The following is a 15,983-nucleotide window of genomic DNA, read 5'->3' as shown; positions in this document are numbered from 1 at the left end:
CGTCCTCGGCGGCGTTTAGGTCCTGGAAGGAGTGCAGGCCCTGGCCGGACCGTTCGCTTCGACGTTGAACAGGTAGCGACCCAGGAAGTTGATATGCCGGATCTTGAGCGGGGAGAGGCGGGCGAGGGCTGGTTGCGTGAGGTGGCGTATGGCCAGACGCGGTAGTGGGCTTGGTGTTTCTGCTGGCTGGATACCGTGCGACGGCCTGGAGAGAGATCAGTTGGCCCCCGCTCCCCGGCTCGGAGCATAGTGCGGCGTGCGCAAGGGCCTGAGGGGGCAAGGGCGTCAGCTGCGCTGCGGGAGGCCGCATAGGAGTCGCCTTGGGGCGACGGCGTGAACCCATTCGTCGCCTTGTGGCGAGTACTGGGTGTGAACACTCACCATCCTGACACCCACCGACCCCACCGACGGACGGACTGTCCATGACCGACCTGGCCGGCGGCGACGCCGAGCTCATCGCGGCCTCTTTGGAGGAACCCGAGCGTTTCGCAGCGCTCTTCGACCGTCACGCACCGGCGATCCACCAGTACGTCACCCGTCGGCTGGGCCGGGACGCAGCCGACGACGTCACCGCGGAAACGTTCTTGACGGCCTTCCGGATACGGGCCCGGTTCGATGTGACCCGGGCTGGCGTGCGGCCCTGGTTGTACGGCATCGCCGCCAAGGAGATCGGTCGGCACCGCCGACAGGAGCTGAAGGCGCTGAAACTGCTCGCCCGCACTGGCCACGACCCCATCGCCGACAGCTGGACCGACTCCGCTGACGACCGTCTTGCCGCCGAGGCCGCCGCCCGGCCCCTGGCCGGGGCGCTGGCCCGACTTTCCGCAGGCGACCGGCACGTCCTGTTGCTGTTCGCCTGGGCCGACCTCAGCTACCAGGAGATCGCGGAGGCCCTCGACATTCCCGTCGGAACTGTCCGCTCCCGTCTCAACCGCGCCCGCCGCAAGCTGCGCCCCGCGACCGGCCAAGGCGACACCCCTCTCCTCGAAGCTCGCATACACGAAGGTGACCCCGCATGAACGAGCTCTCCGAACTCCGCGGCCTGCGCGCCGACGCACCCCTTCCCGACGCCGACCGGCTCGCCGCGCCGCGAGCCCGCCTCACCGCGGCGCTCCACCAGGACACCCGCCGTCCACGCGCCGCCCTTCCTCAGCGCCGGATGATCCTGGTGGGTGCCGCCACCGCAGGGGCCCTCGCCGTGACCGCCGGCATCATCACGGCTCTGCCCGCAAACAGCTCCGGCACCTCTGCGCCGAAGGGTCCTCAGGTGCTGTCGGCAGGCGCCTCCGCCGACACGCTCGAACTGGCCGCCGCGACCGTTGCGAAGCACGACGGGACCGAACCCGGCCCGAAGCAGTGGGTGTACGAGAAGGCGACCGTCTTCGGCCAGGGCAAGCCGCGCACCGCAGAGGAGTGGACCCGCTGGGACGGCACCGGGCACGCCAATCTGCCCGGCAGAGCCCCGGCCGGTGACATCTCGGACTTCGACCCGGACAAGCTCCAGGTCTGGTACGGCCCCAACCAGGAGGAGAAATGGAAGAAGGAGGGCTACGACGACCGCTCCCAGCGGCAGTATTACCGTTTTCTCGACACCCTGCCGAGTGACCCCGACCGCATGATGAAGCGCATCCGTGAGGAGCATGCCATCGGTGACATCAAGGGGGAGACGCGCGCACAGCGTGACTGGCGTGAGATCAACGTGCTGTACCGGTCGGTGCTGATCCCGCCGAAGGTCCAAGCGGGCCTGTTCCGGGCGCTCGCGAAGATCCCCGGCGCCCGGGTGACGACCGGTGTGAAGGACCCGCTCGGCCGTACGGTGATCAGCGTGAGCGTGAACTATGCCGAGAAGGTGCCGTCGGGCTGGCAGGGGAAGCAGGAGATCTTCTTCGATCCCGAGAGCTACGCCTACCTCGGGACGAGCCAGGGCGACGGACTCGTCGTGAGCGCCCGCGACGCCTGGGGTGTAGTCGACAAGCCCGGCGCCCGCCCCTGAGCACCCGCGAAAAGCGCCCGGTACGGGGTTCGACTCATGCCTTTGGCATCCACGGACCTCGCATCGGGCCGTAAGCGGCCCAAGCCACAGCCCTTTGCTGTCCGGCATCGGCTTTGCTGCCTGCCGCAGTGAGAGCGGCTGGCTCGCTGGCGGGCGACGACGGGCTTGTCGGCACAGGACACGCTGATCTCACGCGCGCAGTGCATCCGAACGAAGCCTTCCTCGGCCTCGCCGTCTGCCTGATCACCCACCGGCACGTCCGACGCACGGTGCCGTTGCGGGCGGCACCGGGCTCAACCGGTTGCCGCGCTCGGGATACATGGGGTCTGTGCAGGTTGCCGGGATCCTGCTGCAACAGTCGCGCCGCTCCCTGTCGGTCACCCGCATCCGACTCACCTCGAACGCCTCGCATTGATTGACGTGCAGCACGCCCACCTCGTCCCCAGCAACGAGCATCCGTCCATGCGAGCAGCGACGGGCCGCCGCGCACGGCGAGTTCCTGCGCATGCAACGCCTGACCCAGCCACACGGCCCAGGGTTGTGACAGCAGCTCGGGGCTGCAGAACTCACCGTCCAGAGCGCAACCCCAGAGCACTGTGTTCCACCACACTCGAGGGAAGATCACTCTTTCCGGAAGCCCTGCCGTTCAACTCAACAGGCCTGGACCGGAGTTCGGCGGCGGGCTCACCAAGGACGATCGCGCTGATGATCAGCTCCATCATCAGACAGTCATGTTCTGCGCCCCTGCTCCGATAGCGCTCCCCATCGGTCTCCACCACAGCGGAGGCGATCCTCCGCCCGCGACCAGCCGCAGAGGCAAAGGACACCTCGTAGACGCCGTAACCGGTCCAGCTCCGGTGCAGGAAGAGGACATCGCTTCAGCGAAGACATTCCACTTCTCATCCATGTCCCGGGCTCTGTATCCGCGCTGTATCCGGTCCCAGTCCTCGTCAGTGAAGACACGATCCGGCAACTGGGTCACCGGCCGGGCCGTGCTGATCGGGTGGAGGCGCCGGAACGACTCTCGGATGAGCGGGGCATCGGCAGCCATGAGGTGATCCTATGAAGGCGCCACTCGAACAGGGCGGCGGATGACGTCCATGAGCAGGCAGCCTGGGCGGAAGGCGCTCGCCCTTCAGCCGCCTTCTCAGGGACCCAGCATGGGAGAGGCACGGGACGTGCGGGTCTGTGCGGGTCAGCTGGGCGCATCGGTGGGTGCGGCGCCAATGACGCGGTGGCGTGCGAGGCGGCGGGCTTCGGCCGTGACCTCGGCATCGACCTGCTCCACGGTGGTATCGCCGTATTCCAGGATGGCGTACTCATCGTCGAGTTCGGCAAGCCGCGCGGTCAGGGGTAGATCATGTCCAAAGCGCTGATGGATCCGGAACGCGAACTCTGCGGGCGTGAGTGTGCCGGCGAGCATGCGGCGGGCCAGGGCTCGGGCGGCGGCTTCCTGTCCGGCTCGGCTGCCGGCCGGATGGAAGACGAGGCCGAGTTCGTCCAGCGCCGCGGGTAGCAGGTCGTGGGCGTCGTAGTCCGCCTCGGCGCGCGTGCAGGCGGCGAGGATACGAAGGCCGGGGGTGTCCAATCCGGCGATGAGCGCATCGCAGGCGCAATCCACGACCTCGCTCGCACCAATGTCCCTCGCGCTCCACAGGGCGGCATGGTCCTGCAGAGCCATTGCAGCGGTCTCGGGCGACGTCATACCTCCATCATTGTCTTCACGGTGCGTCCCGGTCGAGCAGATTTCATCGAAGGCGCTGTTCAGCGGTTGGCCGCCCGCCGTTGACTGGCTGCTGACTCTCAATGAAGCGGTCAGCAGCGCGCTCCGCAGGATGAGTCCGCGGAGGCCGGGGACATACGAACGGCCCCGCCCGTCCGCTTCCCCCGCGGCGGACGGGCAGGGCATCGCACCCGCTCATCGAAGCTGTCACTCACTGATGAGTGGGCAGAGCGGAGCACCCCGCACGTGAGCTACCCGCACCACACGCAGCGGGTGTCCGGGCCGCGATGTGCGGGGTTCATGGTGCGGTGTGGTTCAGATGCTGGGCGACTGGCCGAGGTGAGTTTCTTTGATCCATCCCAAGGCGTCCACCTTTACGGAGCTGGGCTTGCTGAGGGTTTTACCGAAGCACACTGACCACGACTTCGATCCGATCCCCGATGACGTGCACGCCCAACCGCCCAGGAAACTGCTAGGCATGGCGTTATACAGCTCCACGTATGCGCTGGTGCTGTAGAGGCTGGATCCGTTGTTGCGGACGATCACTGCCGCCTGGACGCTGCCCCCGGTTGCTGACCTGATCGCGCAGACCTGTGCGATTACGGAGGTGGCGACGGTCTTGCTGCCGGCACACGCCCACTTGGCGGAGCTGGAAGTGATCGGGTTGGTGTTGCCGTAGGCACGCCAGGTGCCGGCATCCGCGGCGGGGCCGGTCTCGGTGGCGGTGGCGGGACCGGCGGTTGCCAGGCTCAGTCCGAGGACAGCGGTGATGGCGAGGAGCGAGCCTGCGCCGGTTCGCCTGCCTCGCCTGCTGGCTGCGGCGGTTGTCCTCGTGCGGCTGTTGACCGTGCCGGTGTCGTCCAATGTCACCATGACAACCACTCCCACATTCTTGGGTGTTGGGATTCTTTGGGTACGGGTGTGCACTCTGGCGTCGTGCGGCGACCGCTGCGCAGCGGGCCGTGAACGGTGTCGGCGTTTGTTCGCCGCCGCGATGCAACCACGCGCGGTCCTTGTGGCGGAAAGGATTCGAGCCCGTTCAAATCCATCACCATGACTGCTAGCGTCGGCGTCGTGCTCACTGTGCGTGTGGATGCCGACACCCTGGCCAGGACGCGGTGGGCTCCTTCCCCCGCAGCGGAGTCCCTGGCATGGCTGAAACTCACGGCCACCTCGAGACGGCACCCGGTGTTCGGGGATCCCGGACCACTCGCCCGCACCTCCCTTGCCCATCCGGACGTTGCCCTGCTCGCGGACCTGCTGCCGCGAGCCGGTAACACCTACACGCCTGACCTGCTCACCCCTCAACCAGGCAGAAGCGGACAGATTGGTGACCTGCTGGGCGAGCAGATCGCGCAGATCGAAGCCGCAGCGCAGGACGTCCTGGAAACCCAGGTCTTCACCTACACCCAAACTCACTGGAACAGGCCGCTGTCGGCCACGACCCGCCGGATCGCCGAGTCGGGGCGGATGCAGCGACGTCTCGCCAACGGTCTCGCCCGGTTCTGGCGCGACGCCCTCGCCGACAGCTGGCCCGAATTACGTTCGGTCCTCGATCGGGACATCGCCCACCGGGCAACGGCCATCGCCACCCACGGCATCGGCCAGGCGCTCGGAGCACTCCACCCCGACATGGGTTGGGCGGGCGACGCAGTCACCCTCGCCACGTCGTGGGACGGCGAGATAGATGCCACCGGCCGGGATCTGGTCCTCGCCCCGGGCGTGCTGAACTGGCCCGACGTCATCGTCCAGGTCGACACTCCAGGACAGTTCGTCCTCTATTACCCCGCCCAGCGCATCGGAGCCGACAGAGGCTCAAGACCCGGAAGAATTGCGCAGGTGGTCGGCAACACCCGAGCAGCGTTACTTGCGGCCCTGGAAACCCCCCGGTCCACCACGGAACTCGCCGCCCGCATCGGATGCACCCCAGGCACCGTCTCCTACCACCTCACCGCGCTGCACCGCGCACGCCTGGTCACCAAGGTCAGAGACGGCCGCTACGTGCTGTACCAGCGCACTGCCCATGCGACAGGTCTGCTGGAAGAAGCCCCCAACTGACACGGTGGTCTCCCGCCGGGCGCAACGTCATTGCGCTTGGAGCGTGTCTCCTCGATGGGTGGATCAGATGGTCCGAGGTGCCTGTCCGGTAAGTGATCACTGATGCACTGCCGAACCGGATCACGGCGTTGATGCCGCCCGTTGCGGTTGGCGCTGAAGTGCATTTCGTCGTCCAGCCGACACGCTTCTCCTGCCCGGCTGCGCCGCAGGATGCGTCAGAAATGGAGGACGCCGAGATCGCGCACCGTGTCGGCCAGAGCGCGGATGAGGTCGTTTTCGGCTTCTGTCCGCCAGACCAGGGCGAAGGTCAGGGTCCCCATCTCAGGGACGGGCAGCCACCGGATGTGGGACATGCCCCAGTACCTGGTGACATGGCTGGGGAAGGTGTGGATGATCTCGCCCATACTGATCAGGCTGACCAGCTCGTCGGAGTTGTCCGCCGGCTTGATGCGCTCGATCGTTCGGCCGCGTGGGGTGTGGAAGGGCAGGTAGCTGTCCTCCCAGTAGTCCGGCAGGTCGAGGGCGGTGGCGTGCGGGAACTCGGCGAGCAGCTCCAGCGGAACGGAGTCCCATTGCGTGAAGCGGTGGTTGGCGGGCACGCCCAGGACCCGGGAGTCTGTGCAGAAGGTCGGACCGACGGTGAGGTCCGGCTCTTCCACCGGCAGCCAGACGACAAGGACGTCTGTGGCGCCGGAACGGAGCCGGCCGAACACATCGTTGAAGGTCTCCAGGCGAATTTGGAGTTCGCACTGCGGATTCCGTACGCGGAATGCCTTCCAGTAGGGGTGTAGATCAGGCAAGTTGAAGGGCATCGTGCTGACGCGGAGCTGTGACGTGATGCCGCGGGCTGCAAGCCGGGCGCGCTCCAGGGAGTCGTGCAGGCCCGTGTAGACCGGCTGGAGATCGTCGCGGAACTGCCGGCCGACCTCGGTCAGACACACCGTGCGGCTGGTGCGGGTGAACGTTCGGCGCCGATGCGCCGCTCCTGCTTCTTGATGGCCTGACTGACGCGCGCCTGGGAGACGTGCAGTCGCTGTGCCGTCCGGCCGAAGTGCAGTTCCTCCGCCAGCACCAGGAATATCTCGATGTCCCGCAGCTCCATCGGCCCCCCAGCCCCAGTTGATAACCCAGCGGTTATCGAACCGCGCGGAAGCTTACCTTGATCATGATTGCGACTGACAAGAAGGTCGAGGCCCCAAGCCAGCGCGACGAAGCCGCTCTGCCAGATCGAACCGTGCCAGAAGGCGCCGTCAGAAGTGGAGCACGCCCAGATCGCGCACCGTGTCGGCCAGAGCGCGGATGAGGTCGGTTTCGGCATCCGTCCGCCAGACCAGGGCGAAGGTCATGGCCGACAGGTCGGGGATGGGAAGCCATCGGACATTCGGCATGCCCCAGTACGTGGTGACGTGGCTGGGGAAGCCGTGGATGATCTCGCCTGTGCCGACCAGGTTGATCAGCTCATCGGCGTTGGCCGCAGGCTGGATGCGTTCGATCGTTCGGCCGCGTGGGGTGTGGAAGGGCAGGTAGCTGTCCTCCCAGTAGTCCGGCATCTCGGGCGCGGTGGCGTGAGGGAAGTCGGCGAACAGCTCCAGTGGCACGCAGTCCCGTCCCGCGAGCCCGTGATCGGCGGCCACTGCAAGCACCCGGGAGTCGGTGCACAGATTCGGCCCGACGGTGAAGTCCGGCTCCTCCACAGGCAGCCAGGCGACGACGACGTCCATTTCACCGGCGCGGAGCCGGCCGAACAGATTGCTGAAGGGTGCCGGGCGTATCTGAAGTTCGCACTGCGGATTCCGTGCGCGGAACGCCTTCCAGTAGGGGTGTAGATCAGGCAAGTTGAAGGGCATCATGCTGACGCGGAGCTGTGCCGTGATGCCGCGGGCCGCCAGCCGGGCGCGCTCCAGGGAGTCGTGCAGGCCCGTGTAGACCGGCTGGAGATCGTCGCGGAACTGCCGGCCGACCTCGGTCAGACACACCGTGCGGCTGGTGCGGGTGAACAGTTCGGCACCGATGCGCCGCTCCTGCTTCTTGATGGCTTGGCTGACGCGCGCCTGGGAGACGTGCAGTCGCTGTGCGGTCCGGCCGAAGTGCAGTTCCTCCGCCAGCACCAGGAATATCTCGATGTCCCGCAGCTCCATCGGCCCCCCAGCCCCCGTTGATAACCCAGCGGTTATCGAACCGCGCGGAAGTTTACATTGATCATGATCGTGGCTCGCAGGAGAGTTGAGGGCATGCAATCACGCATGAAGGACCCGGCACTCGTCCTGCCGGATGCGCTCACGAGCATCGGCACCTTCTTCAAGTCGGTCAACCACGGCGCCCTCTCCGACCAGCTACCCGAGATCGTGGCCCTGCGCGCCAGCCAGATGAACGGCTGCGATGACTGCGTGCACACCCACTTGCTGAACCTGCGCGAGATGGGCGAGAGCGAGGAGCGGGTGGCGGCGGTGGCCGCCTGGCGGGAGGCACCGCTCTTCACCAGTGCCGAGCGGGCCGCCCTGGAGCTGGCCGAGGAGGTCACGCGGTTGGCCGGCCTCGCCCCGGACACAGCACCCGAGGGGGTGCGGGCCGCCGTGCCGGACGATTTGTGGGAACGGCTGTCCGCGCACTTCGACGAGCAGCAGCTGTCCGCGCTGATCCTTTCGATCGGCGCGACCAATCTGTTCAACTGCCGCACCATCGCGGTCCGTGGCCGGGGTTACGCAGCCGACTCCCGCCATGAGTGATGCCGTCGACCTGACCGTGATGTACGCGATGCACGATGCTCTGCGCCGGGAGTTGGCTCATCTGGACCGGATGACCACCGCCGCGGACCGTGACCCCGCGCACTTACCGGCCACCGCCGGATGGACGCTGTTCAAGAAGGCTCTCCGCGCCCATCACACGGCCGAGGACGAGGCCCTGTGGCCGGTACTGCGCGGACATCTGGCCGGCCGCCCGAAGGACCTGGCTCTTCTGGAGGCGATGGAGGCCGAACACGCCGCCATCGTCCCGCTGATCGCGGCCATCGACGCGGCGCTCGCCGCTCCCGAGGTCGACCCGTTGGGACTGGGCATCCTGACCGACGCACTGGCCACCGGCCTGGCAGGGCACCTCAAACACGAGGAGGACACGGCCCTGCCGCTGGTCCGGCGCGCGTTGACGGCCGAACAGTGGGGCCGCTTCCGTCAGGTCCACGCCCAGCTGCTCCGTCCGGACGCACCGCTGATGCTGCCGTGGCTGCTGCACGGCGCCGACGAGCAGACCGTGGCGAAGTTGCTCGCTCTCCTGCCCCCACGCATTCGCGCCGCTTACACCACCAAGTGGGCCCCGGCTTACACCGCCGTGGACCGGTGGAGTCCTGGCGCCGCCCCGACGCACTGACACCGCATGCCGCGCCCCGCAGCGCGTCGCGTCGGCCTATGCAGCAGGGGCCCGACGCCACCCGTGGGGTGGTTCACGAGCCCGCAGTCGCGGGCACGGCATCCGTTCGCAACGTCCGAAACGCGCACAAAAATTCCCCGGAAGATCCCTGGAGCATCCCCTTGTCCGCGCACATCCACCTCACTCCACTCCACGACATCTCGGCCGCCGACGCCGCGGCCTGGCACCAGGTCGTCACCGCCTCCATGGCCCATGACCTGCCCGGAGTTCCCACTCCCGGCCCCGAACAGATCCACGCCCAACTCACCAAGCCCACGCTGAACAGTCACCGGCTGACCTGGCTGGCGACCGGAGCGACGGGCAGCCCGGTCGGAGTCGCGGGCCTGCGGCTGTTCACCTCCCCGGGGCGGGATCACCTGGCCGAACTGGAACTCCACGTCGCCCCCGCGCACCGGCGCCTGGGCACCGGCTCCCTCCTGCTGTCGGAGGTCGTGGCGGCCTGCCTTGCGCAGGACCGGCGCAGCCTGATCGTCGAGGCGGCGGCCGACAGCCCGGGCGAAGCCTTCTGCGAAAAGCGGAACTTCCGCCAGGCACTTGCCCTGAACCATCTGATACTCCGCCTGGACCATTTGGACGAGGCCACCGTTTCCCAGGTCGCCGAGGCTGAGCACCCCGGCTACCGGCTGACGGGCTGGACCGGCACGGTGCCCGACGACCTCGCCGCCGCCTTCGCCACCGCCAAGAACGCGATGAACGATATGCCCGTCGGAGACCTGGACTACGGCACCGAGAACTGGGACGCCGACCGCGTACGGGCCATGGCTCAGGTCATCGCCGACCGCGGCGACACCCTGCTGACTCTCGCCGCCGTCCACGACGGCGGCGCCATGGCCGGATACACCGAGATCCTGCTCCCTCGGGGCACGGCACCTCGGGCGCAGCAGTACGACACCGCCGTTGTGCCCGCGCACCGCGGCCGTGGCCTCGGGCTGTGGCTGAAGACCGCCATGGTGCGCCGGCTGCGCGCCCAGCACCCCGGTGTCGTCGAGATCGAGACCGACAACGCCGAGGACAACGTCCACATGCTGGCCGTCAACCACCGGCTGGGGTTCCGCTCCTACCGGCGCACGCGCGAATTCCAGCTCGACGTGTCCGCAGTCTGATCCCGGCACCCGTACGCACCACCGCGGCGAAGAAGCGAGACCCCGCGCAGGCGGACGTACCGCCTCTGCGCCCCACCCACCTGTCCCAGCTCACATTGCGAGGAACCGCCATGCATGTGTCCGCCTCCACCGTCTCTCTCACCGTCGCCGACGTCGACGCCTCCCGCGACTTCTTCCTCACCCACCTCGGCTACGAAGTAGCCATGGCCCAGGACGGCTTCGCCTCCCTGACCCGCGAGGGAGCCGCCGTCGACATCGTCCTGCTCCGCAAGGGCAGCGAGGTCCTGCCGGCTGAGCAGCGGGACCTGGAAGCAGGCGGCCTGATCCTCGCGCTCACCGTCACCGGCCTCGCCGCGGAGGAGGCCCGGCTGCGCGCGGCGGGCGCTCCCATCACCATGCCCCTGCGGGAAGAGCCCTGGGGCGAGCGGCTGTTCCAGATGACCGACCCCAACGGGGTCGTCGTCCAGCTTGTCGAATGGGCCGTCCCCGCCGCCGGCACGGACGGGAGTGGGAGCACAGACGCGAGCGAAGGCGCCACCGTTCAGGTGATCACTCCCTCGGCCGACGACGTCACCGTCTCCCCGAACGCCACCATGACCCGCCTCGCCGCCCCCAGCCGCGGCAGCGCCGAACTCAGCACCTGGACGGTCTTGATGGAAGCCGGCGCGACCGGACCCGAGCATTCCATCGACCGCGAGCAGGTCTGGACGGTCACGGCGGGCGCCCTGGAAGTGACCTGCGACGACCGTACCGAGAAGGTGGAGGCCGGCCAGAGCCTGGTGCTGCCGCCGGCCCTCGTCCGCCGGATCCATGCCCCGGAGCGGGCCGAGGCCCACGTCTCGATGCGCTCCGACGGAGTCGCCTCGGTTCCCGGCACGGAGGGTACCCGCGAGCTTCCCTGGGCCCAGTGACCGCGACCACCGCACACCAGCGCGCCTCCGGCGGCTTCCGGCGCCATCCGGAACCGTCCCCGGACCATCACCGGCCCAGGCCGGATTACACAGAAACGAGCATGACGACATGCGTGTGCTGATCATGGCCTACGGGTCACGCGGCGACATCATGCCACCGGCCGCACTCGCGGCGCAGCTGCGGGAACTCGGCGCGGAGGTACGGGTGTGCGCGCCCCCGGACGAGGAGTTCGCCCAGCTGCTGGCAGGCGTCGGCGTGGAGCATGTGCCGTTCGGCCGGCCGGTGCGCCCGCTGGTGACCGGGACCCCGCCCGCCCCTGGCTTCGCGACCGAGTTCGCGGCCGAGCTGGTCGCGGAGCACTTTGACACGGTCGCCAAGGCGGCCGAGGGATGCGACGTTCTGGTGGCGAGCGGCCTGATGCCGGCCGGCGCACGGTCGGTGGCCCAGAACCTGGGCATCCGCTACGTGTACGCGTGCTTCCACCCGTTCGAGATGCCGTCGAGGCATTACCTTCCGTCGTCGCGGCCGGGGCCGCCGGCAGCCACCGACGGCATAGACATGACCGACAACCGGGCGCTGTGGGACCTGGACGTCCAGAAGGTGAACGCGCTGTACCTGGCCCCGCTCAACGCCCACCGGGCGGAGATCGGGCTGCCGCCCCTGGACAACGTCCGCGACCATGTCTTCGGCGACCGGCCGTGGCTGGCGGCAGACCCGGTTCTGGGGCCGTGGCAGGAGCTGACGGACCTCGAACTCGTGCAGACCGGCGCGTGGATCCTGCCGGACGAGCGCCCGCTGCCGGCCGACCTGGAGGAGTTCCTGGACGCCGGCACACCGCCGGTGTTCGTGGGCTTCGGCAGCATGCCCATGCGCGCGGCGACGGACGTCGCCCGGGTGACCGTCGAGGCGGTCCGCGCGCAGGGCCGACGCGTACTCGTCTCGCGCGGCTGGGCCGACCTGGGCCTGGTCGACGAATCGGACGACTGCTTCGCCGTCGGCGACGTCAACCACCAGGCACTGTTCCCCCGGGTGGCCGCCGTCGTCCACCACGGCGGCGCGGGCACGACGACGACGGCCGCCCGAGCCGGCGCACCGCAGGTCGTGGTGCCGCAGTTCGTGGACCAGCCGCACTGGGCAGCCCAGGTCGCCGCACTGGGCATCGGCGCGGCCCACGACGGTCCGGTCCCGACCTTCGAGTCGCTGTCGGCCGCGCTCAGCACGGCGCTGGCTCCCCGGACCGCGGCCCGGGCACAGGCCGTAGCGGGCACGGTCCGGGGCGACGGGACGACGGTAGCTGCGAACCTGCTGCTCGACGCGTGCGAGCCGTGTCGGTGAACCGCGAACAGAGCTCCGAGGTGCTGAAGACGGCAACCGCACAACGCTCGCAGTGGCTGCACGGATACCGGGACAGCTTCGGCTTCCTGTGCCAGGTCCTGCGCAAGACACCCGACATGACGACCGGAAAGTGAGTTCCCGAAGATGAACACACAGATGCAACCGACGTTCGTACTGGTTCACGGAGCCTTCGCGAACTCCTTCTCCTTCGCGCCCCTCCAGGCGGAGCTGGGCCTCCTCGGACACCGCTCAGCCGCCGTCGACCTGCCTGGCCACGGCTTCCAGGCGACCTTCACCCGCGCCTACCAGTCGCCTCAGGACCCTGACGGGCTCGCCACCACACCCGGATCGATCAAGGGCGTGACGCTCGCCGACAACGCCGCGCAGCTGATCGGGATCCTCGAACGGGCCAAGCAGAACGGCCCGGTGATCCTCGTCGCCCACAGCCGCGGCGGTGTAACGGCCACGGCCGCGGCCAACGCCCGCCCGGATCTGATCGACCGCATCGTCTACGTCTCGGCCTGGTGCCCGGTCGCCCTCGACGTCAACGGCTACTACGCCGAGCCGGAGATGGCTACGGTCGACCCCGCGGCCTTCGCTTCGGCACTGGCCGGGAACCCCGCCGAGCTCGGCCTGCTCCGCGTCAACTTCCGCACGGCTGACCCGGACGCGCTCGCGGCGCTCAAGGCAGCCTTCTTCGCCGACGGCACCGATGAGGAGTTCCTCACCTTCCTGAACACCTTCCAGCCCGACGAGAACCTGGACGCCGGTGGCTCCGGCGACCGGGCACAGGCCGCGACCTGGGGCCGCGTCCCCAAGACGTACATCCGCCTGGCCGACGACACGAGCATGCCTCTCGCCCTGCAGGACCGGCTGATCCGCGAGGGCAACGAGCTGACACCGCACAACCCCTATGACGTACGCACACTGCAGGGAAGCCACCTGAAGTGGCTGGCCGACCCGGCGCCGGCGGCCCGCATCCTGGCCGACCTCGCAACGCTCCCGGGCCCGTCCGCTCCGGCGTGAGCGGATCGGTACTGGAGACACGAGGAGCGAGCGCCCGTGCGGTGCGCACCCATGACCGCCGAGGGGGATGGCTGATCCTTGGCCAAAGCACGCAGCGGTCGGCCGGACATCACGCATTCGAGTTCGGTAGTTGTCACATAGGCAGGCTCGTTGTCACCAGTTCGGTGAGGGATGGCCCTTACCGCGAGGATCCCCCGGGCATCGGGTCGTGGCTCGTGATGGGCTGGTGTGGTCGGCGCTCGGGAATCCGCGTGATCGCGGCGCTCGCCGTCAGCCCGAGCGTGACACCGACGGCGGCGGCGATGGCCTGCGCCCAGGCCTCCTCGAGGGATCCGGGCAGGGCGGTGCTGGTAAGTCGGCCGGCGCCCCATAGAAGCGTCACTGCGGCCAGGGCGGCCGGCCAGCGGTGCCGTACCCCTTGGATGATGTCGTCGAGGAGGTGGAAGACAAGCAGCAGCGCCATGAGGTGGCTGCCGCCGAAGGCATCGTCCCAGCCGACCGCGGTGAGGCTGGCTCCGCAGGCGAGGGCGAACAGCCACAGCCCTGTCAGTCGCCACACGGACGTGGGTGGCTGTCGCCGCACGCCCGGCGGAAGCCGGAAGAAGCGTGTGATGTGCTGGACAATCGCATACTTCTGCATGGCTCGCGTCCCGTCCCCCCGGGGGCCGGCTCGTGCCGGCGCTCAGTAGTAGGACGCACGGGAACAAGCCGCGGTTGTGGTGCAGTGTCATCGGACGCATTCACCTCAGGGAGCCAGAGATTTGCGATCTCCGCTACGGGTGACAGAAGGTGCCCGTTCTTCGACGCCGACGCCGACGCGCTCAAGGGCGGACTCCGTCTGGCCGGCCACGGCAACACCCGCCGTCGACACTCCGCCAACGGCCTACCTCGCCCCGAACGAAGACGAGGACGAGGCGCCACTCCGCTCAGCGCACGCTCGCCTCTTCCCGCCTCCGCGCCAGCACGACGATCCTTCCGGGAGGCAGGGTGCCGCGGTCAGACGGTGCCCTGTGGATCGCGCTGTGGGTCGGGCGGCGGATCCTTGCGCAGGGTTGTGGTGATGGCGTCGCCGACCTCCCTGGTGAGGGCGGGCCGTTCGCCGGTCACACCGAGCTCCTGGGCCAGGGTGATGGCGTGCAGGTCGACGGTGGCCTCGACGAGATCGGCGAGCACCGCCGTCGTCGAGCGGCCGCGGATCCATGCCGTGGCCGCGACGATCGCGGCGGCGGGCAGCGCCGGCCACCACCAGGCGCCGAGCAGCAGGTAGAGCGGGGCCCATCCGGCGAGCCCGAAAGCGGCTCCGTACGCCTCGCGCGCGGTGAGGAGTTCGGCCCGGACCGCATCGGGCACCGTCAGCCAGAGCCGGGGCCAGGCGGCGCCGAGATCCAGGCCGTAGGCGTCGTACACCCGCTGGTCGGCGGCATGGAGGCGGTCGCCGATCCAGGTGGGCCGCCGGGGACGGACGAGGGCGATGGCCTCGCGCCGCTCCAGGGCACTGGCGAGTTCGGTGCGGGTCCCGGCCGCCTCGCACGCCGCGTCAGCCCGCTGCCAGCGTCGGAGGCGGCGCCGCACGAGAAGGCGCGCGGGCCACCGGTCGCCCCGACTGGTCCACAGGCGCTCCACGATGACGGCCGACGCTCTTGCGCACATTCCGGCCAGTGTGGCCGCCGCCAGCACACCGGCGGCCACGAGGAGGATCGCACCGGCGTTGGAGGCTCCTGAGTGGGTGGTCAACCGGTCGATGGCGGAGTGGAGTTCACCCAGATCCAGGGCGTAGGGATGTCCCAGTACGACGGCGGCGGCCACACCGGCGACGTAGACCAGGCCGGGCAGGACGAGCAGGGCGAGCCACTTCTCGGCGGCCTTGACGGCGAGGGCGGACAGAAAGGTGGTCACAGCCGGGCCCGGCCATAGACGAGGGGGCGGCCGGTCATCGCGCACACGGGGGCCTCCGGGTACAACTCGGCGCTCGGCAACCGCTCGCAAGGGTGGGCGGCGGGGCACGTCCACCGGTGCACCACCGGACGCCCGGGGCTGTTTCCCGGCAGAGTCGGCATGCCCTTGGCCGCCCTGGTCACGATGCCGAAGCCGGCCGTGGCCATCCGGTCGTCCAGGGTGTCCAGCTGACGTTCCAGCACGGAGCGCGCCATAGGTTCGTCTCCGCGCAGTGCCGCAAGGACAGCGCCGAGGAGTTCCGTCGCGTTCGCCTCACGCGCCGCCTCCTCCAGATCGCCCGCACCCATGAGTGTGCATACGCGACTGAGCCGTTCCGCGAGTTCGTCCACCGAGCGCTCCCTGCCTTGGCGATCGCCATAACGGTTACACAATCCCAGAGTTGGTGACTCTACGGCCCAGGACCCGGCGCATCCCGCTACGGTGATCGGCGGTATGACGCCGGGACGCTGCGGGG

Annotated in this window: 18 protein-coding genes; 10 read left to right on the top strand and 8 right to left on the bottom strand. The window is 68.9% G+C overall.

From position 1 onward, the window contains the following. Positions 1 to 422: 422 nt before the first annotated feature. Complete coding sequence (locus tag M8H82_RS18565; RefSeq protein WP_250075461.1) at positions 423 to 1,019, top strand: RNA polymerase sigma factor; 597 nt, start codon at positions 423 to 425, stop codon at positions 1,017 to 1,019. Next, a complete protein-coding gene (locus M8H82_RS18560) occupies positions 1,016 to 1,993 on the top strand; it encodes a CU044_5270 family protein (protein ID WP_250075460.1) in 978 nt (325 codons plus the stop codon). The genes M8H82_RS18565 and M8H82_RS18560 overlap by 4 nt, the downstream gene beginning before the upstream one ends. Before the next feature lie 1,195 nt (positions 1,994 to 3,188). Here the strand turns inward: M8H82_RS18560 and M8H82_RS18550 are convergent. Both M8H82_RS18550 and M8H82_RS18545 read right to left on the bottom strand, forming a co-directional pair. After that, the gene (locus tag M8H82_RS18550) at positions 3,189 to 3,698 is read right to left on the bottom strand and encodes a hypothetical protein (protein WP_250075458.1); all 510 of its coding nucleotides are present in this window, start codon (positions 3,696 to 3,698) and stop codon (positions 3,189 to 3,191) included. A gap of 333 nt (positions 3,699 to 4,031) precedes the next feature. Next, entirely contained in the window at positions 4,032 to 4,589 is a 558-nt protein-coding gene (locus M8H82_RS18545; protein ID WP_250075457.1) for a hypothetical protein, read from the bottom strand. Between the two features lie 201 nt (positions 4,590 to 4,790). Between M8H82_RS18545 and M8H82_RS18540 the strand changes: the two genes are divergently transcribed. Continuing rightward, entirely contained in the window at positions 4,791 to 5,774 is a 984-nt protein-coding gene (locus M8H82_RS18540; protein ID WP_250075456.1) for a winged helix-turn-helix domain-containing protein, read from the top strand. 215 nt (positions 5,775 to 5,989) lie between these two features. Here M8H82_RS18540 and M8H82_RS18535 read toward each other — a convergent pair whose 3' ends face one another. The 3 genes from M8H82_RS18535 to M8H82_RS18525 form a co-directional block, all read right to left on the bottom strand. Beyond that, positions 5,990 to 6,715, bottom strand: a complete 726-nt coding sequence (locus M8H82_RS18535) for a LysR family transcriptional regulator (RefSeq protein WP_250075455.1) — start codon at positions 6,713 to 6,715, stop codon at positions 5,990 to 5,992. After that, on the bottom strand, positions 6,706 to 6,876 hold the full coding sequence (locus tag M8H82_RS18530; protein ID WP_250075453.1) for a LysR family transcriptional regulator: 171 nt from the start codon (positions 6,874 to 6,876) through the stop codon (positions 6,706 to 6,708). Before M8H82_RS18530 ends, M8H82_RS18535 begins: the two co-directional genes overlap by 10 nt. 148 nt (positions 6,877 to 7,024) lie before the next feature. After that, a complete protein-coding gene (locus M8H82_RS18525) occupies positions 7,025 to 7,912 on the bottom strand; it encodes a LysR family transcriptional regulator (RefSeq protein WP_250075450.1) in 888 nt (295 codons plus the stop codon). A 93-nt stretch (positions 7,913 to 8,005) separates the two neighbouring features. On the opposite strand from M8H82_RS18525, the gene M8H82_RS18520 reads away from it, so the two are divergent. From M8H82_RS18520 to M8H82_RS18490, 7 genes are all read left to right on the top strand, one after another. After that, a complete protein-coding gene (locus M8H82_RS18520) occupies positions 8,006 to 8,500 on the top strand; it encodes a carboxymuconolactone decarboxylase family protein (RefSeq protein WP_250075449.1) in 495 nt (164 codons plus the stop codon). Continuing rightward, positions 8,493 to 9,137 carry a hemerythrin domain-containing protein gene (locus tag M8H82_RS18515; RefSeq protein ID WP_250075447.1) on the top strand — a complete coding sequence of 215 codons (645 nt, stop codon included), beginning with the start codon at positions 8,493 to 8,495 and terminating at the stop codon, positions 9,135 to 9,137. Before M8H82_RS18520 ends, M8H82_RS18515 begins: the two co-directional genes overlap by 8 nt. Positions 9,138 to 9,298: 161 nt before the next feature. Next, positions 9,299 to 10,300, top strand: coding sequence for a GNAT family N-acetyltransferase (locus M8H82_RS18510; RefSeq protein ID WP_250075445.1), 1,002 nt, complete (start codon positions 9,299 to 9,301; stop codon positions 10,298 to 10,300). 110 nt (positions 10,301 to 10,410) lie between these two features. Next, a complete protein-coding gene (locus M8H82_RS18505) occupies positions 10,411 to 11,211 on the top strand; it encodes a VOC family protein (RefSeq protein WP_250075443.1) in 801 nt (266 codons plus the stop codon). A 109-nt stretch (positions 11,212 to 11,320) separates the two neighbouring features. Then, on the top strand, positions 11,321 to 12,547 hold the full coding sequence (locus M8H82_RS18500; RefSeq protein WP_250075442.1) for a glycosyltransferase: 1,227 nt from the start codon (positions 11,321 to 11,323) through the stop codon (positions 12,545 to 12,547). Beyond that, positions 12,544 to 12,681 carry a hypothetical protein gene (locus M8H82_RS18495; RefSeq protein ID WP_250075440.1) on the top strand — a complete coding sequence of 46 codons (138 nt, stop codon included), beginning with the start codon at positions 12,544 to 12,546 and terminating at the stop codon, positions 12,679 to 12,681. Before M8H82_RS18500 ends, M8H82_RS18495 begins: the two co-directional genes overlap by 4 nt. Before the next feature lie 10 nt (positions 12,682 to 12,691). Continuing rightward, the gene (locus M8H82_RS18490) at positions 12,692 to 13,573 is read left to right on the top strand and encodes an alpha/beta fold hydrolase (protein WP_250075437.1); all 882 of its coding nucleotides are present in this window, start codon (positions 12,692 to 12,694) and stop codon (positions 13,571 to 13,573) included. A gap of 178 nt (positions 13,574 to 13,751) precedes the next feature. Here M8H82_RS18490 and M8H82_RS18485 read toward each other — a convergent pair whose 3' ends face one another. The 3 genes from M8H82_RS18485 to M8H82_RS18475 all read right to left on the bottom strand — a co-directional run bounded on the left by M8H82_RS18485 (position 13,752) and on the right by M8H82_RS18475 (position 15,858). After that, positions 13,752 to 14,213: a hypothetical protein gene (locus M8H82_RS18485; protein ID WP_250075435.1), complete on the bottom strand. Its 462-nt coding sequence runs from the start codon at positions 14,211 to 14,213 to the stop codon at positions 13,752 to 13,754. 356 nt (positions 14,214 to 14,569) lie between these two features. Continuing rightward, the gene (locus tag M8H82_RS18480; protein WP_250075433.1) at positions 14,570 to 15,469 is read right to left on the bottom strand and encodes a hypothetical protein; all 900 of its coding nucleotides are present in this window, start codon (positions 15,467 to 15,469) and stop codon (positions 14,570 to 14,572) included. Further along, positions 15,466 to 15,858 carry a hypothetical protein gene (locus M8H82_RS18475; protein WP_250075432.1) on the bottom strand — a complete coding sequence of 131 codons (393 nt, stop codon included), beginning with the start codon at positions 15,856 to 15,858 and terminating at the stop codon, positions 15,466 to 15,468. The genes M8H82_RS18480 and M8H82_RS18475 overlap by 4 nt, the downstream gene beginning before the upstream one ends. Between the last annotated feature and the right edge of the window lie 125 nt (positions 15,859 to 15,983).

It is taken from the genome of Streptomyces sp. YS415 (genome assembly GCF_023544665.1).
GTDB lineage: Bacteria > Actinomycetota > Actinomycetes > Streptomycetales > Streptomycetaceae > Streptomyces.
The sequence above is the reverse complement of the archived record's forward strand: the minus strand, read 5'-3'. Positions and strand labels throughout refer to the sequence as shown.